The organism is Bradyrhizobium sp. IAR9 (assembly GCF_013408065.1).
GTDB lineage: Bacteria > Pseudomonadota > Alphaproteobacteria > Rhizobiales > Xanthobacteraceae > Bradyrhizobium.
The window spans coordinates 182,293-207,497 of record NZ_JACBZW010000015.1 but is presented as its reverse complement, the minus strand read 5'-3'; the positions used below and the strand labels follow the sequence as shown (position 1 = coordinate 207,497).

At 64.9% G+C, this 25,205-nt stretch carries 23 protein-coding genes; 9 read left to right on the top strand and 14 right to left on the bottom strand.

The window, feature by feature from the left end:
* Positions 1-171: 171 nt before the first annotated feature.
* The 5 genes from GGD67_RS32095 to GGD67_RS32075 all read right to left on the bottom strand — a co-directional run bounded on the left by GGD67_RS32095 (position 172) and on the right by GGD67_RS32075 (position 3,881).
* Complete coding sequence (locus tag GGD67_RS32095) at positions 172-1,572, bottom strand: aspartate ammonia-lyase (RefSeq protein WP_018321324.1); 1,401 nt, start codon at positions 1,570-1,572, stop codon at positions 172-174.
* A 30-nt stretch (positions 1,573-1,602) separates the two neighbouring features.
* Positions 1,603-2,142 carry a hypothetical protein gene (locus tag GGD67_RS32090; RefSeq protein WP_179738427.1) on the bottom strand — a complete coding sequence of 180 codons (540 nt, stop codon included), beginning with the start codon at positions 2,140-2,142 and terminating at the stop codon, positions 1,603-1,605.
* 100 nt (positions 2,143-2,242) lie between these two features.
* Positions 2,243-2,845, bottom strand: a complete 603-nt coding sequence (locus GGD67_RS32085; protein ID WP_018321322.1) for a YqaA family protein — start codon at positions 2,843-2,845, stop codon at positions 2,243-2,245.
* 145 nt (positions 2,846-2,990) lie between these two features.
* Positions 2,991-3,395 (bottom strand): phosphoribosyl-ATP diphosphatase, encoded by a 405-nt coding sequence (hisE, locus tag GGD67_RS32080; protein WP_018321321.1) that lies wholly within the window; start codon positions 3,393-3,395, stop codon positions 2,991-2,993.
* A gap of 117 nt (positions 3,396-3,512) precedes the next feature.
* The gene (locus GGD67_RS32075) at positions 3,513-3,881 is read right to left on the bottom strand and encodes a hypothetical protein (protein WP_018321320.1); all 369 of its coding nucleotides are present in this window, start codon (positions 3,879-3,881) and stop codon (positions 3,513-3,515) included.
* Positions 3,882-4,110: 229 nt separating this feature from the next.
* On the opposite strand from GGD67_RS32075, the gene GGD67_RS32070 reads away from it, so the two are divergent.
* The 6 genes from GGD67_RS32070 (at position 4,111) to GGD67_RS32045 (ending at position 11,768) form a co-directional block, all read left to right on the top strand.
* Positions 4,111-5,160 carry an ABC transporter substrate-binding protein gene (locus GGD67_RS32070; protein ID WP_179738425.1) on the top strand — a complete coding sequence of 350 codons (1,050 nt, stop codon included), beginning with the start codon at positions 4,111-4,113 and terminating at the stop codon, positions 5,158-5,160.
* Positions 5,161-5,245: 85 nt separating this feature from the next.
* Entirely contained in the window at positions 5,246-7,042 is a 1,797-nt protein-coding gene (locus tag GGD67_RS32065; protein WP_018321318.1) for a glucan ABC transporter ATP-binding protein/ permease, read from the top strand.
* 189 nt (positions 7,043-7,231) lie between these two features.
* Positions 7,232-8,731, top strand: a complete 1,500-nt coding sequence (locus GGD67_RS32060; protein WP_179738423.1) for a D-alanyl-D-alanine carboxypeptidase family protein — start codon at positions 7,232-7,234, stop codon at positions 8,729-8,731.
* Between the two features lie 187 nt (positions 8,732-8,918).
* The gene (locus GGD67_RS32055) at positions 8,919-10,604 is read left to right on the top strand and encodes a long-chain fatty acid--CoA ligase (protein WP_179738421.1); all 1,686 of its coding nucleotides are present in this window, start codon (positions 8,919-8,921) and stop codon (positions 10,602-10,604) included.
* A 15-nt stretch (positions 10,605-10,619) separates the two neighbouring features.
* Positions 10,620-11,174, top strand: coding sequence for a DUF924 family protein (locus tag GGD67_RS32050; protein WP_179738419.1), 555 nt, complete (start codon positions 10,620-10,622; stop codon positions 11,172-11,174).
* A 108-nt stretch (positions 11,175-11,282) separates the two neighbouring features.
* Positions 11,283-11,768, top strand: a complete 486-nt coding sequence (locus GGD67_RS32045; protein ID WP_018321314.1) for a peroxiredoxin — start codon at positions 11,283-11,285, stop codon at positions 11,766-11,768.
* A 146-nt stretch (positions 11,769-11,914) separates the two neighbouring features.
* Here the strand turns inward: GGD67_RS32045 and rnhA are convergent, their stop codons facing one another.
* From rnhA to ispH, 3 genes are read right to left on the bottom strand one after another with little or no spacing between them, the layout of a single operon-like run.
* Positions 11,915-12,379: a ribonuclease HI gene (rnhA, locus tag GGD67_RS32040; RefSeq protein ID WP_018321313.1), complete on the bottom strand. Its 465-nt coding sequence runs from the start codon at positions 12,377-12,379 to the stop codon at positions 11,915-11,917.
* Positions 12,376-13,359 (bottom strand): homoserine kinase, encoded by a 984-nt coding sequence (locus GGD67_RS32035; protein WP_179738417.1) that lies wholly within the window; start codon positions 13,357-13,359, stop codon positions 12,376-12,378. Before GGD67_RS32035 ends, rnhA begins: the two co-directional genes overlap by 4 nt.
* Positions 13,360-13,365: 6 nt before the next feature.
* On the bottom strand, positions 13,366-14,334 hold the full coding sequence (gene ispH / locus GGD67_RS32030; RefSeq protein ID WP_092254145.1) for a 4-hydroxy-3-methylbut-2-enyl diphosphate reductase: 969 nt from the start codon (positions 14,332-14,334) through the stop codon (positions 13,366-13,368).
* Positions 14,335-14,577: 243 nt separating this feature from the next.
* Here ispH and GGD67_RS32025 point away from each other — a divergent pair, with 243 nt between their 5' ends.
* Positions 14,578-15,273 (top strand): DUF1013 domain-containing protein, encoded by a 696-nt coding sequence (locus GGD67_RS32025; protein ID WP_026202531.1) that lies wholly within the window; start codon positions 14,578-14,580, stop codon positions 15,271-15,273.
* A gap of 304 nt (positions 15,274-15,577) precedes the next feature.
* On the opposite strand, the gene GGD67_RS32020 is transcribed toward GGD67_RS32025, so the two are convergent.
* The 5 genes from GGD67_RS32020 to GGD67_RS32000 form a co-directional block, all read right to left on the bottom strand.
* Positions 15,578-16,324 (bottom strand): OmpW family protein, encoded by a 747-nt coding sequence (locus GGD67_RS32020; protein ID WP_179738415.1) that lies wholly within the window; start codon positions 16,322-16,324, stop codon positions 15,578-15,580.
* A gap of 191 nt (positions 16,325-16,515) precedes the next feature.
* A complete protein-coding gene (locus GGD67_RS32015; protein ID WP_179738413.1) occupies positions 16,516-16,785 on the bottom strand; it encodes a hypothetical protein in 270 nt (89 codons plus the stop codon).
* Positions 16,786-17,039: 254 nt separating this feature from the next.
* Entirely contained in the window at positions 17,040-18,950 is a 1,911-nt protein-coding gene (locus GGD67_RS32010; protein WP_179738411.1) for a propionyl-CoA synthetase, read from the bottom strand.
* A gap of 373 nt (positions 18,951-19,323) precedes the next feature.
* On the bottom strand, positions 19,324-20,709 hold the full coding sequence (locus tag GGD67_RS32005) for a tetratricopeptide repeat protein (RefSeq protein WP_179738409.1): 1,386 nt from the start codon (positions 20,707-20,709) through the stop codon (positions 19,324-19,326).
* A 270-nt stretch (positions 20,710-20,979) separates the two neighbouring features.
* Positions 20,980-21,744, bottom strand: coding sequence for a tetratricopeptide repeat protein (locus tag GGD67_RS32000; RefSeq protein WP_026202530.1), 765 nt, complete (start codon positions 21,742-21,744; stop codon positions 20,980-20,982).
* A 149-nt stretch (positions 21,745-21,893) separates the two neighbouring features.
* Here GGD67_RS32000 and GGD67_RS31995 point away from each other — a divergent pair, with 149 nt between their 5' ends.
* Positions 21,894-23,438, top strand: a complete 1,545-nt coding sequence (locus tag GGD67_RS31995) for a sodium:proton antiporter (protein WP_312009984.1) — start codon at positions 21,894-21,896, stop codon at positions 23,436-23,438.
* A gap of 112 nt (positions 23,439-23,550) precedes the next feature.
* Positions 23,551-24,321: a hypothetical protein gene (locus tag GGD67_RS31990; protein ID WP_179738405.1), complete on the top strand. Its 771-nt coding sequence runs from the start codon at positions 23,551-23,553 to the stop codon at positions 24,319-24,321.
* Between the two features lie 61 nt (positions 24,322-24,382).
* On the opposite strand, the gene GGD67_RS31985 is transcribed toward GGD67_RS31990, so the two are convergent.
* Entirely contained in the window at positions 24,383-25,189 is an 807-nt protein-coding gene (locus tag GGD67_RS31985) for an SDR family NAD(P)-dependent oxidoreductase (protein WP_179738403.1), read from the bottom strand.
* Between the last annotated feature and the right edge of the window lie 16 nt (positions 25,190-25,205).

Sequence of the window (25,205 nt, the reverse complement as noted above, 5' to 3'; positions counted from 1 at the left end):
CGCCGTGGCGGACGCCTGGGCAGCAATTTCCAAGCAGCGGAATTCCTTCCCATCTGTGTCCTCCGCGAGCGCAGCGAAGCAATCCAGCCTATCTTCGCGGAGGTCCTCTGGATTGCTTCGTCGCAAGAGCTCCTCGCAATGACGAGGCGAGAGTTTGCGGATGACGGCCGCCTACCCGATCAGATCCGGATTGATCAGCCGCTCGAACGAGAACATCTCGTCCCACTTCTCCTGCGTCAGCAGCTTGCGCTCGACCACCACGATCTGATGCAGCGACTTGCCGCTCTTGTAGCCCTCGCGCGCGATCTCGGCGCATTGCTTGTAGCCGAGCAGCGGCTTCAGCACCGTGACGATGCCGAGCGAGTTGAGCACCATGTTGCGGGTGTGCTCCTCGTTGGCGGTGATGCCGACCACGCAATTCTCGCGCAGGCTGTTGACCGCGCGCTCCATGGTGCGAATCGAGAAGAACAGCGCAAACGAGATCACCGGCTCCATCACGTTGAGCTGAAGCTGGCCGGCGGATGCCGCGAGCGTCACCGTGGTGTCGAGCCCGATGACGAGGAAGCTGGTCTGATTGACGACCTCGGGGATCACAGGATTGACCTTGCCCGGCATGATCGAGGAGCCCGGCTGCAGCTGCGGCAGGTTGATCTCGTTGAAGCCGGCACGCGGCCCGGAGGCGAGCAGGCGGATGTCGTTGCAGATCTTGGTCAGCTTGCTCGCGGTGCGCTTCAACACGCCCGAAAGCTGCACATAGGCGCCGGTGTCCGAGGTCGCCTCGACGAGATCGCCGGCGAGGATGAAGTCGACGCCGGTCAGCGCGCTGAGGTGCCGGACCGCGAGCTTGGGATAGCCGACCGCAGCGGTGACGGAGGTGCCGATCGCGGTGGCGCCGAGATTGATCTCGCGCAGCAGCGCACGCGCTTCCGAGATGCGATCGACCTCCTCGCCGATCGTGGTGCCCCAGCCCCGGAATTCGGCCCCGAGCGACATCGGCACGGCATCCTGCAGATGCGTGCGGCCCATTTTCAGCACACGGTCGAACTCGCGACCCTTGGCGAAGAAAGCTTCCTGGAGCTGACGCAGCGCGGTCATGTAGCTCTCGAGCCGCAGGATCAGCGCGAGACGAAAGGCGGTCGGATAGGTGTCGTTGGTCGACTGACCGTAATTGACGTGATCGTTCGGGCTGACGTGCTGATAGTCGCCCTTGCCGAAGCCGAGCGATTCCAGCGCGAGGTTCGCGATCACCTCGTTGGCGTTCATGTTGGTGGAGGTGCCGGCGCCGCCCTGGATGAAGTCGGTGACGAACTGGTCCATCATGTCGCCGGCGATGACGCGATCGCAGCCGAGGATGATCGCGTCCGCGACCTTGGCATCGATCGCGCCGAGATCGCGATTGGCCATGGCGGCTGCCTTCTTGACGTAACCGAGCGCCTTCACGAAGTAAGGCTCCTGGTTCATCGGAATGCCGGTGATGTGGAAGTTTTCCTTACCCCGGATGGTCTGGACGCCGTAATAGATGTCGTCGGCGATCTCACGCTGTCCGAGGAAGTCCTGCTCCGTACGGCTCATGGGCGCTCCTTGTTGCTCGCGCGACGTCCTTTAGTTCTGGCACAGCGCGCTGGTCACGAAAGTATCGGTGCGGCAGTCGTCCGGCTTGCGAGCCCTGCCGGGAATCAGGACCTTGGCCGAGCATTTTTCCGCGGAGTCGGCATTCAGGCTCTTGCCGTCCTTGTAACCCTTGCTCTGGCAGAGCTGGTCGGCGGCCTGCTTGCAATCGGGCGCGCCGTTGGACGAGGCCGGACAGGCCACCCGGCCCGACACCATGGTCGAGGGCTTCGCCAGCCGCGACAGATCGTTCATGGTCTCGCTCGGGCTTTTGATCGGCGGCAGGATCGAGGGCAGCTTGTCGAACAGCTTGCCCATTTCATTGATCAGCCCGGGATTTTCCGCTGCCGCCGGCGGCGCCGATGGAGCGGGTGTCGACGGCTGAGGCGTGGCCTGCGGCCCCTGCTCCTGCAAGCCAAGCGCCGGCGGAGCGGATTGCGGCCATCCGGTCCCGGCGGCACCGAGCAGGACCAGCAGCATTGCTGATATCAGCGTCCCGAGCCGCAAGGCCGGATTGCCGGATCGAACCATCATGGCGGCAACCGTAGCCGAACCCGGCCCGGCGGCAAAGCGCGGGTTACCAAGTGAGCATGACCTTTTCGGAAAACCGCTTCACACTTTTCCGGATCATGCTCTAGATCAGCTTGATCGCCACCACGAAGCCGAGCACCAGCAGCGCAGCACCGATCGCCACCCACAATCCAAGACGCTCTTCGAGCTTGTGCCGGATCCAGTCGCCATAACGGTTGAGCAGGATCGCAACGACGAAGAAGCGTCCGCCGCGCGCGACGATCGAGCAGATCGTGAACAACAGAATGTTGTAGCCGGCAAAGCCCGAGGTGATCGTGACGAGCTTGTAGGGGATCGGCGTCAAACCCTTGAGCAGGATGATCACCGCGCCCCACTCCGCATAGGAGGCACGGAAGGCGTCGACCTTGTCGCCGAGGCCGTAAACCTGGATCAGCCAATGACCGACCGAGTCGAACAGCAGCGCGCCGATGGCGTAGCCCAGAATGCCGCCGAGCACCGAGGTGATGGTGCAGACGGCCGCGTAGAGCCAGGCGCGCTGCGGGCGCGCCAGCGACATCGGGATCAGCATCACATCCGGCGGCACCGGAAAGAAGGAGCTTTCGGCGAAAGACACCGCTCCCATAATCCAGAGCGCGTAGGGCTTGTGAGCGGCGTCGATGCACCAGTCGTAGATACGTTTCAGCATGGCGCCGCGATGAAGCACCATGGGGCGGATTTGTCCATGCCGAGATTGAGGCGAATTATGACGTTTCGAGCATGATCCGGAAAAGTGTGCGGCGGTTTTCCGGAAAGATCATGCTCAAACAAGAGGCTAAAGCGCGATGAACCATTCACCGCGATCCCATCGCGCTTTAGTGGCGCTTGCGCGCGGCACGCCCCTCGAGCGCGACAATTGGCCGCCTGGCGGCCACGCGCGGTGACGCGACTTTAGGCAGCTTCATCGACGATTTCGGCAGCTTCTCGGCGATGCCGAGCATGTCTTCCCGCCGCGCCATCTCGCGCCAGACGTCCTCGGGACGCACGCCCGCAGAGGCCCAGAGCACGGTGAGATTGTACAGGAGATCGGCGCTTTCCCGGATCACGGCGTCGGCGTCGCCATTGACGGCGTCGATCACGACCTCGATGGCCTCTTCGGCGAGCTTCTTTGCCATTTTCGAGGGCCCGCGCTGAAACAGCCGGGCCGTACGCGATGTTGCCGGATCAAGATCCCTGGCCGCGAGCACAGCCAGATATAGCCGCTCAAGCGAATCACTCATGGTACTCAAAACTACTCTAAACAAATGGCGGGCGTGTTAACGCGCGGCAATAAAAGCAAAAAACAGGCCGGCGCAGCAAGCGCGACGGCCTGTCATGGTGAACTCCAGCTGCCAGAGCTAGTAGCAGTTCTGGTAGTAACCCTGGCCGCAGAACTCGGACGGAGCGGTGCCGCCGTAGCGCTGATATTGGAAGTTCGGGCCTGGACCATAATAGGGCCCGTAGGCTGGGCCGCTGTAATAGGCGGGACCGCCGTAATAGCCATAGCCCGGACCGTAGTCATAGGCATAGGAGTCACGGGTCGCGGCGATGGCAAGACCGGTGCCGATGGCCGCGAAAGCCGCAGCTGCGGCCGCGCCGCCTCCACCACCATGCCAGTGACGGCCGCCTGCATAGGACGCGGTCGGGGCAAGCGCGGTCAGCGCCAGCACCGCGGCGGTGGCCAGAACGGCCTTTCGGCCCGCAAACTTGGAGAATCGCTCGAACATGTCTTGGGCCCTCCTTGGGACCTGGAATGGACGCCTGCGGACAGGCTCATGCCTTTAAAACCCGCACAGCCTAAGTTGGGTTCCCCAACCCCAACACAAGCTGAACGGGGTTGCGTAATCGTGCCGCAACCGCCGCTCATCTGCCGTTCATGTTGGCGCGGAGAGACTGGCCGCAGCCGGGCGCCGCGAAGCGTCACGAAACCATAACAATGCGGAACCGGCGCAATCGATGTCAGGATTCAAGACGACCGCCCTCCGTTGCCTGCTGGCTCTCTCGATCTCGCTTGCAACGCTCGTTGCAGGCGATGTCAGTGCGGCCGAGACCGCTGCGCCGTCCGTTGCGATTCACTTCACCTTCGACCGCCCGTTGGACGCGAGCATGGCGCCGTTCTTCCTTGCGGCGAAGGACGGCAGGTTCAGCGCCGAACGTCTCAACGTATCCTTCAACAGCGTAGCCGGATCGCCGGAGGCGCTCGCACGCGTCGCCAAGGGCGACAGCGAGCTTGCGCTGGTCGACATCAACGAGCTGATCCGCCTTCGCGACAAGGAGGACTCGGCGCCGGTCAAGGCGGTGTTCGTGCTGTTCAACCGCGCGCCCTACGCGATCGTCGCGCGCAGGAGCCGCGGCATCCATGTCTTGCCCGATCTCGACGGCAAGACCGTCGGCGTTGCCGACGGCGATCTGTCGATGCGACTGTGGCCGGCGCTGGCGCAGCAGAACGGCATCAAGGCATCGCGCGTCAAATTCCACAAGATTGGCGCTGCTGTCCGCGAGCCGATCCTGTCCGCGGGACAGGTCGATGCGGTCGCAGGCTTCAACTATCTCTCCGCGGTGAACCTGCGCGACCGCGGCGTTCCCGGCGCCGATCTCGTCGTGCTGCGTTATGCCGACTATGGCTGCGAGGCCTATGGCTTCGCCGTGGTGGTCAATCCCGCCTTCGCCGCGGCGAAGCCGGACGCCGTGAAGGGCTTCGTCCGCGCCTTGATCGCCGGCATCAATGCGACCATCAAGGAGCCGGCACGTGCGGCGGACGAGGCCGCTGGCCGCATCGACGACGGCGACCGCGACCTAGAGCTGGAGCGCCTGCGCACCGTCCTCGTCGACAACATCCTGACCGATGAGGTCAAGCGCAACGGCCTCGGCGGCGTCGAGCCCGCGCGCCTGGAGCGCTCGATCGACCAGATCGCGCAGGACTTCAAATTCCGCAAACGGCCCACGGCTGGCGACATCTTCGACGACCGGTTCCTGCCGCCGGTGGCGGGGCGGCTGATCAACTGAGAAAAACTGACAGCTTCCGCTATATCTCCCGCGCGATCCCTGCTTAAAATACGGGCTCCGTTATTCGCTCGAGTTCGTCGCCCGCATGCCCATCCTCCGTCTCTATACCCGCGTTCTTGAGCTGCTCGGCAAGGAGGCGCGGCTGGGCTGGCTGCTTGCGGTCGCCAACCTCCTGCTGGCGGGCTCGCAGTTCGCCGAGCCCGTGCTGTTCGGGCGGATCGTCGACGTGCTGTCGGGCAAGACCGTGGCCGGGTCGAGCTCGGCCTGGCCGTTCCTGGTAGCCTGGGTCGCGTTCGGGCTGTTCACCATTCTCTGCAGCGCGCTCGTGGCCTTGCAGGCCGACCGGCTCTCGCACCGCCAGCGCCAGGCGGTGCTGACCGATTATTTCGAGCACATCCTGCAATTGCCGCTGACCTTCCACTCCGGAACCCATTCGGGCCGGCTGATGAAGGTGATGCTCAACGGCACCGACGCCTTGTGGCGGCTGTGGCTCGGCTTCTTCCGCGAGCACTTTGCCGCGATCCTCTCGGTCGTGGTGCTGCTGCCGCTGTCGCTCTACCTGAACTGGCGATTGGCGATCCTGCTGTTCGTGCTCTGCATCGTCTTCACAGCACTGACGACCTTCGTGGTGCGCAAGACCTTCGGCATGCAGATGGCGGTCGAGGAGCAATATAGCGAGCTGTCCGCGCGCGCCTCCGATGCGCTCGGCAATGTCGCGCTGGTGCAGAGCTTCGTCCGCGTCGAATCCGAGGTGAAGGGACTGCGCTCCGTCGCCGACGAGCTGCTCGCCGCGCAAATGCCGGTGCTGTCGTGGTGGGCGCTCGTCACCGTCATCACGCGCGCCTCCACCACCATCACCGTGCTCGCAATCTTCACGCTCGGCATCGCGCTGCACGACCAGGGGCTGACCTCGGTCGGCGAGATCGTGATGTTCGTGAGCTTTGCGACGCTGCTGATCCAGAAGCTCGAGCAGGTGGTGAGCTTCATCAACAACGTGTTCATGGAAGCGCCCCGCCTGCGCGAGTTCTTCAATGTGCTCGACGCCGTGCCCGCGGTGCACGACCGGCCCGACGCGATCGACGCCGGCAGGCTGTCCGGTCTCGTCGAGTTCAACGACGTCACCTTTTCCTATGACGGCAAGCGGCCGGCGATCGAGGACCTCACCTTCACCGCACTGCCCGGCCAGACCATCGCGCTGGTCGGCCCCACCGGCGCCGGCAAATCCACCGCGATCGCGCTGTTGCATCGCGCCTTCGACCCGCAGTCGGGTTTCATCAAGATCGACGGCATGGACGTGCGCGGCGTCACGCTGACCTCGCTGCGCCGGAATATCGGCGTCGTGTTCCAGGAGGCGCTGCTGTTCAACCGCTCGATCGAGGAGAATCTGCGCGTCGGCAAGCCGGACGCGACCGAGGCCGAGATGCGCAAGGCGGCCGAGCGGGCGCAGGCGCTCGATTTCATCGAGCGCAGCGGCGGCTTCGAGACCAATGCCGGCGAGCGCGGCCGCATGCTGTCCGGCGGCGAGCGGCAGCGGCTGTCGATCGCCCGCGCGCTGTTGAAGGACCCGCCGATCCTGATCCTGGACGAGGCTACATCCGCGCTCGACGCCGTCACCGAGGCCAAGGTGAATGCCGCTCTCGACGAAGTGATGAAGGGCCGCACCACCTTCGTGATCGCCCACCGCCTCTCCACCATCCGCAACGCCACGCGGATCCTGGTGTTCGAGAACGGACGGGTGATCGAAAGCGGAACTTTCGATGAACTGGTGGCCAAGAGCGGCCATTTCGCCGAGCTCGCCAGGGCCCAGTTCATGGTTCACGAGACCACACGGGCCAGTGTGACAGCCGCTGAGGCTGCTGCGACTGCTGCCAAATCCCCCTAGCAAGTCCGCACAGGATCGTCGAAATTCGGCCTATTTCATTGCGGAATACCCCGCTCATGCCCCTGTTCTCGACGCACCAGCCGGTATAGGTTTGCGGCGCCGCAAGCGGCGGCGCTGGATTTCAGAACCGACACTCAGATCACGAGCACCGCCCGGAACTGGCGGGTCTCCAAGGACCGGAATCGGATAGTGCACGCCCTACGCCCGCTGCTTCGCAAATCCCTGTTCAACCTGTTCGCTGCGAGCCTCGCATGTGCCGCGCTGCTGGCGCCGCGCGCAGCGAGCGCCGAAGCGCTGCTGCTGATCGAGGCCGACACTGGCAAGGTGTTGCAGGCCGAGAACGCGACCATTCCCTGGTATCCGGCCTCCGTCACCAAGATCATGACAGCCTATGTGACGTTGAGGGCGGTCAAGGACGGCAGGCTGACGCTCGACACGCTGCTCACGGTTTCGCCGACGGCGGCCTCGCAGTCGCCCTCGAAGATGGGGTTCCGTCCGGGAACGCAGCTCACCGTCGACAACGCGCTGAAGATGATGATGGTCAAGTCGGCGAACGACATGGCCGTGGTGCTCGCCGAAGGCGTCGGCGGTTCGATCGACGGCTTCTCCGCGATGATGAACGACACCGCGAAGAAGCTCGGCATGACGCAGACCAGCTACGTCAATCCGAACGGCCTGCCCGCAGACGGCCAGATCACGTCGGCCCGCGACCTCGGCATTCTCGCCCGCTCGTTCCTGCGCGACCTGCCGGAATACGAATACTTCGTGCATATCCCGGCGATCCGCTTCGGCAAGCGCACCACCGGCAATTTCAACAAGCTGATCGGCCGCTATCCTGGCGCCGACGGTTTCAAGACCGGCTTCATCTGCGCCTCCGGCTACAACCTCGTCGCCTCGGCCACGCGCAATGGCCGCCGGCTGATCGCGGTGGTGCTCGGCGCCAATTCCGGCACCGCGCGCGCGGTGAAGGCGGCGCAGCTGCTGGAGCGCGGCTTCGGCCAGGACAATCTGACGTGGCTGCGCCCCTCGCTCGGCACGGTCGATAACCTCGTGCCGGTCGACGCCTCGCCGCCGAACCTGCGCGACGAGATGTGCGGCGGCCATCGCAAGCGGCCGGCCAGCGACGACGACGATGCGCTGATTGCGGCCAATGGCGCGACGTCCGGATCGGCCTCGGCCACCGGCGGCGAAGCCCAGGTGACCTTCTTCACCGCCGGCCTCCAGCCGCCGCTGATGAAGGCCTCCGAGCTGATGGCCTCGGCTCCGGCGGCGACCGAGCCCGTGCTGGTCTATACCGGCCCGACCCGCACCGGCACCGCCCTGATCGCGGCGGTGGCGGCCGATGCCGACCAGCAGACGGCGTCCAAGCCGCGTGGCAAGAAGTCGCGCGTGGCCAAGAAGCCTGACGCGGCCGACAAGCCGAAGGACGCGGGCAAGGACGCCGCCAAGGACACCAAGACGGCGGCCGTGAAGCCTGTCGCCAAGCCGGCTGAGGCCAAGAAAAACGATAAGAGCGACGCCAAGAACGACGCCAAGACTGCGGCTAAGCCGGCCGCGCCCAAGCATGCCGCCGCCAAGCACGATGCGGCGGCAAAACCCGCCGAGAAGCCTGCGGCAAGCAGCGAACCGAAGCCCGCCAAGCCCAAGGCCGCGACCAAGCCCGCGGCCAAGCCGGCCAACAACAGTTAACGGCACGCCGAACCGGGCCCCCCGCGCTTCGCACCTGCGGCAGCGCGGTATCGACGATTCCAGTAGCCACTTCCTGACCTATGTCTTAAGCCTCGACGACTTGCCACCCGTTCCGGCAGGCTCGATACTGGCGGCAATGAGGCAAGCCCGAGACACAACGGGCTCTGGTAGATGAGGGGAGTTTTCCATGGAGCGCATCTGGCTCAAGCAATATCCGCCCGGCGTGCCCGCCGATATCGAGCCGACCCAATACGCATCGCTGGTCGATCTGCTGGAGGAGAGCTTCACCAAGTTCGCCGACCGCAAGGCGTTCATCTGCATGGACAAGTCCATCAGCTACCGCGACCTCGACCAGATGTCGGTCGCGCTCGGCGCCTATTTGCAGGGCCGCGGACTGCAGCGCGGCGCCCGCGTCGCCATCATGATGCCGAACGTGCTGCAATATCCGATCGCGACCGCCGCGGTGCTGCGCGCCGGCTTCGCGGTGGTCAACGTCAATCCGCTCTACACGCCGCGTGAGCTCGAGCACCAGCTCAAGGATTCCGGCGCCGAAGCCATCATCGTGCTGGAGAATTTCGCCCACACCGTCGAGCAGGTGATCGCCAAGACGCAGGTCAAGCACGTCATCGTCGGCAGCATGGGCGATCTGCTCGGTTTCAAGGGCGTGATCGTCAATCTCGTCGTCCGCCGCGTCAAGAAGATGGTACCGGCATGGTCGCTGCCGGGCTCGGTCTCTTTCAACGATGCGGTGTCGGCCGGCCGCGGCATGACCTTCAACAAGCCAAAACTCTCGCCGGGCGACGTCGCGTTCCTGCAATATACCGGCGGCACCACCGGCGTCTCCAAGGGCGCCACCCTGCTCCACCGCAACATCGTCGCCAACGTCCTGCAGAACGACGCCTGGCTGCAGCCGGCGCTCGCCGCGCCGCCGCATGTCGACCAGCTCATGATCGTCTGCGCGCTGCCGCTCTATCACATCTTCGCGCTGACGGCCTGCTACCTGCTCGCGGTGCGCGCCGGCGGCTGCAATCTCCTGATCCCCAACCCGCGCGACATCGCCGGCTTCGTCAAGGAGCTGGCGAAATACCAGGTCAACAGCTTCCCGGCCGTGAACACGCTCTACAACGGCCTGATGCACCACCCTGATTTCAAGAAGCTCGACTTCTCCAAGCTGAAGATCTCCAACGGCGGCGGCATGGCGGTGCAGCGCCCCGTGGCCGATCAATGGAAGGCGATCACCGGCTGCTTCATCGCCGAAGGTTACGGCCTGTCGGAGACTTCGCCGACGCTGACCTGCAATCCGGCAACGGCAACCGAGTTCACGGGGACGATCGGCATTCCCGTGCCGTCAACCTACATCTCGATCCGCGACGACGACGGCAACGAAGTGCCGCTCGGCCAGGCCGGCGAGATCTGTGCCAAGGGTCCGCAGGTGATGTCGGGCTACTGGAACAGGCCCGAGGAGACCGCGAAGGTGATGACCGCGGACGGCTATTTCCGCACCGGCGACATCGGCATCATGGACGAGAAGGGCTACACCAAGATCGTCGACCGCAAGAAGGACATGATCCTGGTCTCAGGCTTCAACGTCTATCCCAACGAGATCGAGGAAGTGATCGCGAGCCATCCGGGCGTGCTCGAATGCGCCGTGATCGGCATCCCCGATTCCAGGTCGGGCGAAGCGGTGAAGGCTTTCGTTGTGAAGAAGGATCAAAACCTCACTGCCGAGGCCGTGATCAAATTCTGTCACGAGCAGCTCACCGGCTACAAGGTGCCCAAGCACATCGAATTCCGCAGCGACCTGCCCAAGACCAATGTCGGCAAGATCCTGCGACGCGAACTGCGCGACGAGAAGAAAGCTCAGGCGGCGTAAGCGCGTCTGCGGTTCATGACTGTCGTCGACGATATCGCGCCATCAGGCATTCTCGCCTTCTGGCGCGAGGCCGGCCGCGAGCGCTGGTACAAGCGCAACGAGGCCTTCGACGCCGAGGTCAGGCGCCGCTTCCTTGCTTTGCGGCAGAAGGCGGTCGCCGGCGAGCTCGCGTCATGGGAGGCAAGCGATGACGGCGCACTCGCGCTGGTCATCGTGCTCGACCAATTCCCCCGCAACATGTTCCGCGGCACGCCCCAGGCCTTTGCCAGCGATGCCCAGGCGCGCGACGTCGCCCGCCGGGCGATCGATCGCGGGGTCGATGGCAGGATCTATCCGGTCCTGCTCGAATTCCTTTATTTGCCCTTCATGCATTCCGAGCACCTGCCCGACCAGCTGCGTTGCGTCGCGCTGTTTCAGAACACCGCGAATGCCGAAAACCTGAAATACGCCCGGGAGCACGCCGACATCATCCAGCGGTTCGGCCGGTTTCCCCACCGCAACCGCCTGCTCGGCCGCGACAGCACCGAGGAAGAGCAGGCCTTTCTCGACAAGGGGGGCTTCGCCGGCTGATGACATCACGGTGAAAGGGACCCACCCTCACCGCTTCGCCCGCCGGCAATATTGTGCAGGCCCGCCGCACGGTCTAATAAGCGGGATCGATATTCAGGGAGACCGACAATGGCGATCCAGACTGGCGACAAGCTGCCCGAGGCGAAATTCCGCGTGATGACGGCGGAAGGCCCGCAAGTGAAGACCACCGACGATATCTTCAAGGGCAAGAAGGTGGCGCTGTTCGCGGTGCCCGGCGCCTATACCGGCACCTGCCACAAGATGCATCTGCCGAGCATCTTCCTCAACGCCTATGCCCTGAAGGACAAGGGCGTCGACAGCATCGCCATCGTCTCCGTCAACGACGCCTTCGTCATGAACGCCTGGAAGCGCGACACCGACCAGCGCGACGAGGCCATCTTCCTCGCTGACGGCAACGCCGATTTCACCAAGGCGATCGGCATGGAGCTGGACGCCTCCGCCAACGGCCTCGGCATCCGCTCCAAGCGCTATTCGATGCTGGTCGAGGACGGCGTGGTCAAGAAGCTGAACCTCGAGGCGATGCCCGGCAAGGTCGAGGTCTCCGGCGGCGATACGCTGCTCGGGCAGCTCTGAGCCGCGGCGAAAGTGCCGTAGTGCCGTAGGGTGGGCAAAGCGAAGCGTGCCCACCGACTTCCCATGAGAGAAAGGTGGTGGGCACGGCGCTGACGCGCCTTAGCCCACCCTACGAAACCTGAGAATGGAGCGCCGACAACGCGTCGCTACTCCGCCAGCCGCTGCTGCAACCGCGCCTTCACGATCCCGTCGCGCGCCAGCTGATCCGCGCGCTCGTTCTCGGGATGGCCGGCATGGCCCTTGACCCAGTGCCAGCGGACCTCGTGCTGCTTCAGCGCAGCATCCAGGCGCTGCCATAGCTCGACATTCTTCACGGGCTTCTTGTCGGCGGTGCGCCAGCCGTTGCGCTTCCAGCCGAATATCCAGCCGGTGATGCCCTGCCGGACATACTGGCTGTCGGTGTAGAGATCGACCGTGCACGGCTTCTTCAGCGCCTCGAGCGCGGAGATCGCCGCCATCAGCTCCATCTGGTTGTTGGTGGTGTGGCGCTCGCCGCCGTTCAGCTCTTTTTCCTTGTCGCCGAACTTCAGGATCGCGCCCCAGCCGCCCGGCCCGGGATTCCCCGAGCAGGCGCCATCGGTATAGATCGTGACGACGGGCTTTTCGCTCACGCGACCAATCCTGACGGCATCAGCCCGTAATCGCGTACGCTCGTCACGCTCTGGTGGAAGCGCAGCTTGCGAAAATATTCCAGCGGGTCCTTCGGCTTGACCAGCGCGCCGGGCGGCACGTTGAGCCAGTCCACCAGCCGCGTCAGCAGGAAGCGGATCGCAGCACCACGCGCCAAGAGCGGCAGCGCGGCCTCCTCCGCCTCCGAAAGCTTTCGCACGCGGCCATAGGCGTTGAGGAAGGCACGCGCCTTGGTGACGTTGAAGGAATGATCCGGCTCGAAGCACCAGGCGTTGAGGCAGATCGCGACGTCATAGGCCAGCATGTCGTTGCAGGCGAAGGTGAAGTCGATGATCCCCGAGAGCTGGTCACCGAGGAAGAAGACGTTGTCGTTGAAGAGGTCGGCGTGGATCACGCCCTCAGGCAGATTATCCGGCCAGATCCCGCTCGAGAGATGGTCGAGCTCGGTCGCCAGGAACGCGCGCAGGCCCGGCTGCACCTCGTCGGCGCGGTGTGAGGCCGCATCGAACAGCGGCCGCCAGCCCGCGACCGACAGCGCATTGGCGCGCCGAACCGCAAAATTCGCGCCGGCCAGATGCATCTTCGCCAGCGCCGCACCGACGCCGGCACAATGGGCGACGTTCGGCTTGCGCGGCCACATGCCTTCGAGAAAGGTGATGATCGCCGCGGGACGCCCGGACAGCTCGCGCAACGCCTCGCCGTCTCTTCCCTTCACCGGCAGCGGGCAGTTGATGCCGTGCTCGGCCAGATGCGTCATCAGCGCGAGGAAGAACGGCAAATCGTTCTTCGCCACGCGCTTCTCGTAGAGCGTGAGGATGAACGACCCCTGGCTGGTATGCAGCAGGAAGTTGGTGTTCTCGACGCCCTCGGCGATGCCCTTGTAGGAGAGCAATTCGCCGAGCTCGTATTGCTTCAGGAAATCCGCAAGCTCGTCGGCGGCAACGTCGGTGTAGACCGCCATAAAGGTCTACTCGGCGGCGGCTTCGGGGCGCACCTGACGCGGCAGCGGGAAGAACTCGTTCTCCTCAGCGGCCGAGACCGTCTCCACATGCAGCGTGTAGCGCTCGGCGAAGGCGTCCATTATCTCTTCGACGATCACTTCCGGCGCGGAGGCGCCCGCGGTGATGCCGAGGCTCGAAATGTTGCCGAACTTGTCCCAGTCGATGTCGGTGGCGCGCTGCGCCAGCACCGCGATCCGGCAGCCCTCGCGCTCGGCGACCTCGCGCAGGCGCTGCGAGTTCGACGAATTGGGAGCACCGACGACGATGAGCGCGTCGACCACCGGCGCCACCTTCTTCACCGCGAGCTGGCGGTTGGTGGTGGCGTAGCAGATGTCTTCCTTGTGCGGCCCGTTGATGTTCGGGAAGCGCTCCTTCAGCAGCGCCACGATCTCCGCGGTGTCGTCGATCGACAGCGTGGTCTGGGTCACGAAGGCGAGGTTGTTGGGGTCCTTCGGGGAGATCGTCTTGGCGTCCTCGGCGGTCTCGATCAGGGTCACGGCGCCGGTCGGAAGCTGGCCGAGCGTGCCGACCACCTCGGGGTGATGGGAGTGGCCGATCAGGAAGATCTCGCGGCCACGCTTGAAGTGGATCGCGGCCTCGCGGTGCACCTTGGTGACCAGCGGGCAGGTCGCATCCAGTGAGAACAAATTGCGGGACTGGGCGTCGGCCGGAACCGATTTCGGCACGCCGTGGGCCGAGAACACCACCGGCGCGGTGGTGTTTTCCGGGATTTCGGCCAGCTCCTCGACGAAGATGGCGCCCTTTTTCTTCAACCCGTCGACGACATATTTGTTGTGCACAATCTCATGGCGAACATAGACGGGGGCGCCGTACTTATCGAGCGCCCGTTCCACGGTGTCGATCGCCCGGACCACCCCGGCGCAGAAGCCACGGGGAGAACAAAGCACGATCTTGAGGTCTGGTTTGGCTGACATTGAGCGATCTCGGGACCGAATCACCTCGCCAAATGGGCGGGAAGCGGTCGATGAATGGAATAGGGCTTGGGTACGGGCTTACAGGGAATTGGGCCCCCTTTCGGGCGCTGTCAAGGCACTATCTATAGCAGAACCATTGCGTGGCTACCCCCTCCGGGCTTATATAGCGCGAATTCCCAGTCATCGCTGATGACCACCGGTTTCGCCTCCAGAGGGGTGGGCGAAGCACAAAGGAGATTTGCCATGAGCAACGCACCTCTGATGCCCAAGGCGACCGCCGTCTGGCTGCTCGACAACACCGCGCTGACCTTCGATCAGGTCGCCGATTTCACCAAGATGCATCCCCTCGAGGTGCGCGCGATCGCCGACGGCGATGCTGCCCAGGGCATCAAGGGCATGGATCCCCTCTCCAACGGCCAGCTGACCCGCGAGGAGATCGAGAAGGGCGAGCGGAATCCGGATTATCGGCTCCGCCTCCAGGAGAGCAAGGTGGTGCTGCCGCCCCAGCCCAAGCGCAAGGGCCCGCGCTACACCCCGGTCTCGCGCCGCCATGAGCGTCCGAGCGCCATCCTCTGGCTGCTGCGCAACCATGCCGAGCTCAAGGACGCCCAGATCATGCGCCTGGTCGGCACCACCAAGAGCACCATCGCGAGCGTACGGGACCGCACCCACTGGAACACCTCCCAGCTGACCCCGATCGACCCCGTCACCCTCGGCCTCTGCTCGCAGATCGAGCTCGATTTCGAGGTGGCGCGCGCCGCCAAGGAGAAGCCGATCGACGCAGCCTATGGCGGCGCCACGCTGCTGCCGGCTTCCGAGACCACCAAGAAGGACGAGTTCGAGCCGGCCGAGCGATCGAGCGACGACCTCAACCTCGACGCCGTGTTCGCCAAGCTGAAGACGCTCGGCGGCAAGAAGCAGGAAGACGAGGAGGAGTAGTTCTTCTCTCGTTCATTCACCATCGAATACAAACGCGGCGGGAAATCCCGCCGCGTTTTTGTTTGTAAGAACGGCTGAGTGAATGCGCGCATGTCGCCACACGCGAGCTGCGTTCCCTCCCCCCTTGTGGGGGAGGGTTAGGGAGAGGGGTATCCCACGGGGACACCCTCGATCAGCTCAAGAGCATCGCGCGCAAGTCTCTCGCACCTTTTCCTGGACCATCCCTCTCCCCCGCCCTCCCCCACAAGGGGGGAGGGAGCGCAGGGTCGGCTGCGGCCACAGCTTGTCTCCAAGCAACGCCCCCTCAGAACTTGTAAGTCACGCCTGCGCCGACCAGCCAGGGATCGATATGCGCGGTGCCGGTGACCGGCAGGCCGGAGACGATGGCGCTGTAATCCGGACGCAGCCAGAGCTTCTTGACGTCGACGTTGAGACCCCAGTGCCGGTCGATCATGTAGTCGAAGCCGAACTGCACGGCGCCGCCGAAGGCGTTGCTGACATGCAAATTGGTGGTGGTGGCGACGATCGCGGGCGGACCGGCGATTGCAGCAGGCGTGTTGGCCGCGGAATTGTTGAAGAACACGGTGTAGTTCACGCCGGCGCCGACATACGGCTTTAACGCGCCGAACTGGTCGAAGTGATATTGCAGCGTCAGCGTCGGCGGCAGCAGCGTGGTCTTGCCGATCGGCAGGTTCGCGAGCGAGCCGGTGCCGCTGATCGAGTGCCGGGTCACGCCGAGGATCAGTTCGGCCGCGATGTTCCTGGTGAAGAAGTAGCTGATGTCGAGCTCAGGGACGACCTGGTCGCTGATCGAAAGGCCGGAATTCGGCGAGGACAGCGAGGGCACGCCCGCCACGTTGACGGTCGAGCCGCCGGCATCCGGCAACACACCGAGCACGCGCAGACGCACCATCCACGGATTGAACGCCTCCACCGGCGGCGGCGCCTTCTTGTAGACCGGCAGATCGGCAGCCTGCACCGATGCAAACGTGCCCGCGAGCATCGCGCCAACCGTCGCAAGCCGCGCCAGGTTTCTTGTCGTTCTCTGCATTTCAATCCCCTTCAGCCTTCACTCGCGCGTCGTTGCGCGACATGAGCGTCAGAGCAGAAAGGGGGCGCTGAAGGATTTGACTTCGATCAATTCAGCCAGAGGCCGCCCCGATTTGGCCGCGGCGTTGCAGATCTGTCACGGAAGTCACGAATGCGGGGTGCGCGGCGCGGCAGGATAATGGCGCCCACCCCTCAGGGCCGCTCGGGATGGTTCAGCATGTATTCGCCGAGGTCGCGCTGGCGGCGATCGGCACGGGCGGTGGCGGCGTTGCGCTGGACGTCGCGATCCTTGCGGCAGGCCACGTATTCCGGCGAGCCCTGCGCATAGCCCCGGCTCTGGCAGACCGCATCGTCGTCGTCGCCGCCCACCGCCACCGCATTCTGGTGGCGCGCGGAGCAGGCGGAGAGAGCAGTGGCGAGCAGCACAGCTGCAAGGAGGCGCGGCGCGGCGGCGAGTGGCATACGAGGTCCCCTGTTGGCCGGCCCTGTTTAGCGCGGAATGAGGAGATTGTAAGTCCCTCGCTGCCGTTCCCCCGCTCGCCGTCATTCCCCGCGAAGGCGGGGAATCCAGTACGCCGCGGCGGTCATTGGGTCACACTGCTGCCGCGGAGTACTGTATCACCCGCTCCAGTGCGCGATTGCGCACAAGGCGGGTGATGACAGCGGAGTTGGTGCAACGGCCTCGCGTCTCACCGGCATCACCGCCAGAGCAAACCTCACACCCGCCCCTTCAGCGCCTCCCCGATCTCGTCGAGCGTCTTGGGATCCTCGATCGTCGCCGGCATGGTCCAGGACTCGCCGTCGGCGATCTTCTTGATGGTGCCGCGCAGAATCTTGCCGGAGCGCGTCTTGGGCAGGCGGCCGACGGTGATGGCGAGCTTGAAGGCCGCGACCGGGCCGAGCTTGTCGCGCACCAGCGCGACGATCTCCTTCTCGATCTCGGCGGGCGCACGCTTCACGCCGGCCTTGAGCACCAGGAAACCGCAGGGCACCTCGCCCTTGATCGCATCCTTGACGCCAAGCACGGCACATTCGGCAACATCGGGATGCGAGGCAAGGATCTCCTCCATGCCGCCGGTGGAGAGCCGATGGCCGGCGACGTTGATGATGTCGTCAGTGCGGCCCATGACGAAGACATAGCCGTCCTCGTCCTTGTAACCGGCATCCGAGGTTTTGTAATAGCCGGGGAATTCGCTGAGATAAGCCTCCCTGAAGCGCGCATCCTGATTCCACAGCGTCGGCAGACACCCCGGCGGCATCGGCAGCTTGATGACGATCGAGCCCATGATGTTGGGCCCGACCGGCTTTGCCGCCTCGTCGACCACGTCGACCTGGTAGCCCGGCATCGGCACCGTCGGCGAGCCGTGCTTCACCGGCAGCATGCCGAGCCCGACCGGATTGCCGGCGATGCACCAGCCGGTCTCGGTCTGCCACCAATGGTCGATCACCGGCACCTTCAGCTGCTGCTCCGCCCATTCGACCGTCGGCGGATCGGCACGCTCGCCGGCGAGGAACAGGGTGCGGAATTTCGACAGGTCGTATTGCCGGATGAACTTTCCTTCCGGATCATCTTTCCGGATCGCGCGGAACGCGGTCGGCGCGGTGAAGAACGCGACCACCTTGTGCTCGGCGATCACGCGCCAGAACGCGCCGGCGTCGGGCGTGCCGACCGGCTTGCCCTCATACATGATGGTCGTCGCGCCGTGCAGCAGCGGGCCGTAGACGATGTAGCTGTGGCCGACCACCCAGCCGATGTCGGAGCCGCACCACCACACCTCGCCCGGCTTGACGCCATAGAGGTTGAACATCGACCATTTCACCGCGACGAGATGGCCGCCATTGTCGCGCACGACGCCCTTCGGGATGCCCGTGGTGCCCGAGGTGTAGAGGATGTAGAGCGGATCGGTCGCGGCGACAGGCGCGCATGCGGCCTTCTTGCCGTCGTTCATCGCCTTGCGGCGCAGGCTCGCCCAATCGTAGTCCCGGCCCGGGGCCAAGTCGCAAGTGAGCTGCGGGCGTTGCAGCACGATGCAGGCCTTCGGCTTGCTGCCGGCAAGCCTGATCGCCTCGTCAAGCAGCGGCTTGTACTGCACGATGCGGCCGGGCTCGATGCCGCAGCTTGCGGAGAGAATGAGTTTCGGCTGCGCATCGTCGATGCGGGTGGCAAGCTCCTTCGCGGCAAAGCCGCCGAACACCACCGAGTGCACCGCACCGATCCGCGCGCAGGCGAGCATCGCGACCACGGCCTCCGGCACCATCGGCATATAAAGGATGACGCGATCGCCCTTGGCGACGCCGAAATCCTGCATGATGGCAGCGAGCGCCTGCACCTCGTTCAGCAGTTCGGCATAGGTGAATTTGGTGACGCTGCCCGCCAGCGGTGAATCGTGGATCAGCGCGACCTGGTCGGCGCGGCCGCCTTCGACATGGCGGTCGAGCGCGTTGTAGCAGGTATTTACGACGCCCCCCGTGAACCAGCGGCCATAGGTTCCCTGCGAGGGGTCGAAGATCGATTTGGGCGGCTCGATCCAGTCGATCTCCTTCGCCGCCTCGGCCCAGAAGCCTTCGGGGTCGGCCAGCGAGCGGGCATGGACCTCGTGGTAATTGCTCTTGCCCTGGATGTTCATTCCCGCGCTCCCGTTACCTTTATTGGCCTGACCTTGAACCTTGCGGCCGGACGGTCGCCCCGCCATGACCCGGATCAAGTGTCGGCCTTGTTTGAGAGGTATTTTCCCGGGAACGGGCCGCGGTTCAAGCTGAAAAGGATGGGCCTTTTGGTGGAGACGCAATTGCTGCCGCATCGGCGCTGCGCTCCCTCTCCCGCTTGCGGGGGAGGGCTGGGGTGGGGGTGCCCCCGCGTCGGGATTGCCCGAGGCTTTAGCAGGAAGTCTCCAAGAGGAGAATGCCCTCACCCGCCGCGCTCTTCGATCGCGGCGACCTCTCCCGCCAGCGGGAGAGGTGAGCGAGCCCGCCGCGCGACCTCGGCTTCTCCAACGCTCCTCAGCTCTCCATCGCGTTCAGCTTCTGCAACCGGTCCTGCATGACCTTCCTCAGATCATAGCCCGGCCGGCCGAAGCTGACGTTGCGGAGGCTAAGGAAATCGCGCTGGGTCTTGCGCAGCTCGCCGGCCGAGCGCTTGCCCGCCGATTTCAGCACGCGCTCGTAGGTCTCGGCGATCTGGCGGTCGAGCACGCCCAGCTGCGGATCGGCGCAGATCACCTTCTCGACCTCGCGCCTGGCCGTCGCGCATTCGAAGGACGGACCATTGCCGGACGCCGCATTCAGCGCCCGCGGCGGCTCACCGCCGAATTTCGCGATCTCCGCGATCATGCTGCGGCGGCCGTTGGCAGCATTCTCGTTACCGGGATCGAGCTTGAGCGCCGTCTCGTAATCGGCCAGCGCCTTCCTGCGCTCGCCCATCTTCTTGTAGAGCACGGCGCGGTTGTTATAGGTCTGCGCGAAATTCGGATCGAGCTTCAGCGCAGCGTCGTAGTCGCTGAGCGCCGCTCCGAACTCACCCTTGAACTGATAGGAATCGCCACGGTTGGTGAAGAAGTTCGGCCGGGGCGCCAGGCGCAGCGCCTGGTCGTAATCGGCGATCGCCTTGTCGTACTCTCTCATGGCGGCATAGGTGAGCCCGCGATTGTCAAAATATTCGGGCACCTTCGGATCGAGCCTGATCGCCTCGCCGTCGTCGGCCACTGCCTTGTCGAGCTGGCCGAGCTTCTTGTATGCCGCGCCGCGGTTGGTGTAGGTGCGCGGACGGTTGGGATCGAGCCGCAGCGCCTCGCTGAGATCCTTGATCGCCTTCTCGTTGTCGCCGCCGAGATAGTAGTTCACGCCGCGGTCGGACCATGCCTGTGCATCATCCGGCTTCAGCTTGATCGCCTGGTCGTAATCGGCGAGCGCACGGTCAAGCCTGCGCTGGGTGGTGTACACGACACCGCGCAGCTCGTAAGCCTCCGCATCGTGCGGATCGAGCTCGATCGCCTTGCTCAGATCCGCCGCCGCGCGGTTGAGATCGCCGCCGGCCTCGCGCAAGAGGTCGCCGCGCAGGCGCCAGGCCCTTGCATTCTTGCCGTCGATTGCGATGGCGCGGTCGATGTCCCGCAGGGCTTGGGTGAGGCCGCCCGAAGTCCGCGCATTGGCGTCGGCACGAACCAGCAGCGCCGCGGCGCGGTCGGACGCGGGCCTTGCGCTCTGGTCGATGATGACGGTGCAGGCCGGGATCAGCTCCGCGGGAGCAGCCTTGCTGCCCATCACGGAATCGGTGCCCGCCGAGGCAGGGGCTGCAAGGACGAGGCTCATCGCCGCCCCGAGAAGAAAGGTGCGAAGCGAGGTTTTGGCAAGCGAAGGCGCTTGCGCGGAAGAATGCGTGCCGCACATGGCATAGGGCTCCGTGGCGTCGGGTTCTCACCGTTGTCGCGGCAGGGAAGGGCTGGGTTCAATTTGGGAACAGTTGGGGGCGCGCAGGCGCATCACTCCCTCGCCCCGACTGCGGGGCCGCGACGAGCTTCGCTCGCGCTGAGAGGGTCGGGGTGAGGGGGAGCCTCCGCGAGAACGGTGAGAGTTGGACTCGCGGAGAGTCCCCCTCACCCGGAATTTGCTGAAGCAAGTTCCGGCCTCTTCCCGCACGCGGGGAGAGGCGAAGAATCGTCAATGCCCGTCCACGCCATTCAGTCGCTGCAGTCGCTCCTGCATCGCCTTCTTCAGATCGTATCCTGGCCGGCCGTACCCTGCATTGCGGCGGGCGATAAACTCGTCCTGCTCGCGCTGGAGGTTCTTTGCTTCCGCCGGATTGCGCGCCTCCCGGATCACCCGGGCATTGGAGGCAAAGATCTCGCGGTCGAGATCGGCGAGCTCGCGGTTGCCGCAGATCGCCTTCTCCACCGCCCGGGCCGCACGCCTGCAATTGAAGCTGGGCTTGCCGGCGACCGCCATCTGCGCGCCGATCCGCTCTAGCTCGCGCGCCATCGCCTTGTGATTGGCCTTGGCCTTCTCGTGGTTCGGGTCGATCTTCAGCGCCGCGCCGAAATCCTGCACCGCCTTGGGCTTGTCGCCCTTCTTCAGCCAGAGCTCGCCGCGCGCATTCCAGATGTCCGCGAGCCCGGGGTCGAGCAAAAGGGCGCGGCTGTCGTCGGCGATGGCGCGATCGACCTGATCGTGCCGCGCATAGAGCGCCGCGCGCGCGAGCAGTGCCTTGATCAGATCGCCCTTCGCCGTCTTCTCATTGTCGATCACGGCGGCACAGGCCGTGGCGGCCTTGTCCATGTCGTCCGCCGCGGTCGCCGCGAGGCATGAGGCGACATCGACCTGTATCACCGCAGCCGGCTCACCGCCGGTCGCAGCCCGGGCGGCATTGAGCGACAGCGCGCAAAACAATACAGCACCTGACGATTGAATGAGTTTTCGAAAACGCATGCTCGTTGCTGTCGGACGTCTGCTTTCGGTCTTGCCCTGAGCCTTGCCTTAAGTCTTGCCTTAAGTCTTGTCTCGCGGCCGTACTATCCGTCATACGGCCGGATTGGTGCTAGCTTGTGGCGCCGCGCAAACCGGCTTCGGGGATCATCGTGTCGACATTCGAATGGATCATCGCGCTTCTGCTCGGCGCCGTTGCCTTATCGGCGCTGGCGCGGCGGATCAAGGTCCCCTACCCGACCTTTCTCGCCATCGGCGGCGCGCTGATCGCCTTCGTGCCGTCCAGCCCGTCCTGGACACTGGAGCCGGACCTGGCCTTGGCGCTTTTTGTCGCACCGGTCCTGCTCGATGCCGCCTTCGACACCTCGCTGCGCGATCTGCGCAACAATTGGGTTCCGGTCTCGACCCTGGTCGTCGCCGCGGTCGGCCTGACCACGGCCGGCGTCGCCTTCGTCGCGCACCGCCTGATGCCCGATATGCCCTGGGCCGCCGCGGTCGCGCTCGGTGCCATCGTGGCGCCGCCCGATGCGGCCGCTGCAGTCGCCATCCTGAGCCAAGTCAAGCTGCCCCACCGCATGGTGAAAGTCCTGGAGGGCGAAAGCCTGCTCAACGACGCGAGTGCGCTTCTGATCTACCGCATCGCGGTCGGTGCCATCGCCACCGAGCATCTGACCTGGAGCCAGGTCGCGCCGACGATGGCGCTGGCACTGGTCGGCAGCGTCGTCGCCGGCCTGCTCGCGGGCTACCTCATCCCGCTGCTCCTGGAGCGGGTCAAGGAAGCGCCGAGCGCGATCATCGTGCAATTCGCCACCACCTTCATGGTCTGGATCGCCGCGGAGCATCTCGGCCTGTCCGGCATTCTCACCATCGTCGTCTACGCCATCACCATGGCGCGTACGGCGGGGGCGCGCATGCCGGCACGGCTGCGGGTGCCGTCTTATGCGGTGTGGGAAACCATGGTGTTCGTGCTCAACGTGCTCGCCTTCATGCTGATCGGCATGCAGATGCGGCCGATCTGGACGCGGCTGGATGCGGACGTGCGCTGGGAATATTGCGTGGCCGCGGCCTGGATCCTGCTGACGGTGATCCTGGTGCGCCTCGCCTGGGTGACGTTCTATCGCACGACCCTGCGAGTGCTGGTCGCGCAGGGGATCTATCATCCGAACGATCCCAGGGCCGTCGCCTCGCCCAAAGGCGGCCTCATCATCTCCTGGTGCGGCATGCGCGGCCTCGTCACGCTCGCCACCGCTTTCGCCTTGCCGGAGAACTTCCCGTATCGCGACTTCATCGTCTTCATCGCCTTTGCGGTGGTGCTGGGATCGCTGGTGATCCAGGGCCTGACGCTGCGGCCGCTGATCCTGGCGTTCGGCCTCAGGGACGACGATCCCGTCGGCACCGAGGTCGCGCGCGCTCGCGCCGTCGCCTATCGCGCCGCGCTCGATGCGATCGAGAGCGATCCCTCGGAGGAGGCGGAGATCCTGCGGCTCGAATATCGCGCCATCCTGATGCAGGCCGGGAGCGATCCCAACGGCGGCATCGCCAATGGCGAGCTGCCCGCCGACCCCCTGCGCCGCCGCGCCATCGCGGCCGCGCGCAAATCGATCTTCGACCTTCGCGCCACCGAAGTGATCGGCGACGATGCCTTCCACCGGCTCGAAGAGGAGCTCGATCGCGCAGAATTGAGCGCGGGGGGATGAGGCTAGCGGAAGCTACAAACTCCAGTGTCGTCCCGGACAAGCGCGCTTAGATCGAGCTTGTCCGGGACGACGACGGTTTGAACCAAACTCCACCTTCCCAGACTCATTCCTGATGACGACTCTGACCGACGACCGTCGTGTACGCGCGCGAGATGCGTCGCCTGCGCGATACTTTTATCTGCATATGGCCCTGGCCTGCGCGGCCACTGCATTCCTCGGCTTCGCACCGACCTATTGGGTTCCGCTCGCCAACCGGACGCTGTCCGCAAGCCCCGTCATTCACTTTCACGGACTGTTGTTCTTCACCTGGTCTGTCTATTTCGTGCTTCAGACCTGGCTCGCAGCCTCGGGGCGCGTGGTCAATCACCGTTCGCTCGGCATCGCCGGCGTGTCGCTCGCCACCGCGATGACGATCTTCGGCTTCCTCGCTTCCGTGCACGTGATGCAGCACTCCGCCGCGCTCGGGCAGAAAGAGGCCGGCATCGGCTTCTCGATCGTGCCGATGAGCGGGATTGCATTCTTCGCCGTGGTATTCGTCCTGGCGATCGTGAACACGCGCAGACCCGAGATTCACAAGCGCCTGATGCTGCTCGCCGCGGTCTCGATCCTCGATGCCGCGATCGCGCGCTGGTTCCTGACGTTCCTGGCGCCTCCGGGACCGCCCGGCCCGCCGCCGGTGCCGGTGACGATCGCGCCGGCCGTCGTCGCATCGCTTCTGCTCGTCGTCGCCATGGTGCGCGACTGGCGCAGCGAAGGCCGCGTGCATCCGGTCTACATCTATGGCACGCTCGCGCTGCTGGCGGTGAAGGTCCTGAACTGGCCGATCAGCGAGAGCGCCGCGTGGCATTCGTTCGCCGGCGGAATTCTGGCACTGGCGCAGTAATCACCGCTGTCCCGGACAAGCGAAGCGCCGATCCGGACGACAGCAGAGTGTGGGGCGGCTATCACGCCCCCGCCTTGCACGTGATCCCGCCATCGACCACGAGCTCGATCCCCGTCACATATTTCGACTCGTCGGACGCCAGGAACAGCGCGGCGTTGGCGACGTCGAAGGCATCGCCCATGTGACCCATCGGCACCTGCGCATCGCGCGCGCGCCACATCGCCTCGACATCGCCCTTGGCGTAGCTGGCGGCAAGGCCGGCAGAGTGTTCGACCATCGGCGTCTTCATCAGGCCGGGCAGGATCGCGTTGACGCGGACATGGTGGCGCGCGAACTCGATCGCGGTGGTGCGTGTCATCTGGTTCATCGCCGCCTTCGAGGTGCCATAGGTGACGTAGGAGATGCCCATGTGGCGGATCGAGGCGATCGAGGAGATGTTGATGATGGAGCCGCCGCCCTGTTTCACCATGACAGGGATGACATGCTTCATGGCGAAATAGGCGCTCTTGAGGTTGACGCTGAAGACGCGGTCCCAGCTCTCCTCGGTCACCTCGACCACGCTGCCCATCTCGGCGATGCCGACATTGTTGTCGAGCACGTCGATGCGGCCATAGGCCTTCAGGCACGCCGCCACCATCGCCTCGATCTCGGCAGACCGGGACACGTCGGCCGTGAACGCCGTCGCATTGCCGCCTTCGCCGGTGATGATCTTCGCGGTCTCCTCCGCGGCAGCACCGTTGCGGTCGACGCAGAACACCTGCGCACCCTCGCGCGCAAAGGTCACCGCGGTCGCCTTGCCGTTGCCCCAGCCGGGTCCGATCGAGCCGGCGCCCACCACCATCGCAACCTTGCCCTTGAGCCGATCCATCGTGTGTCTCCTTGTT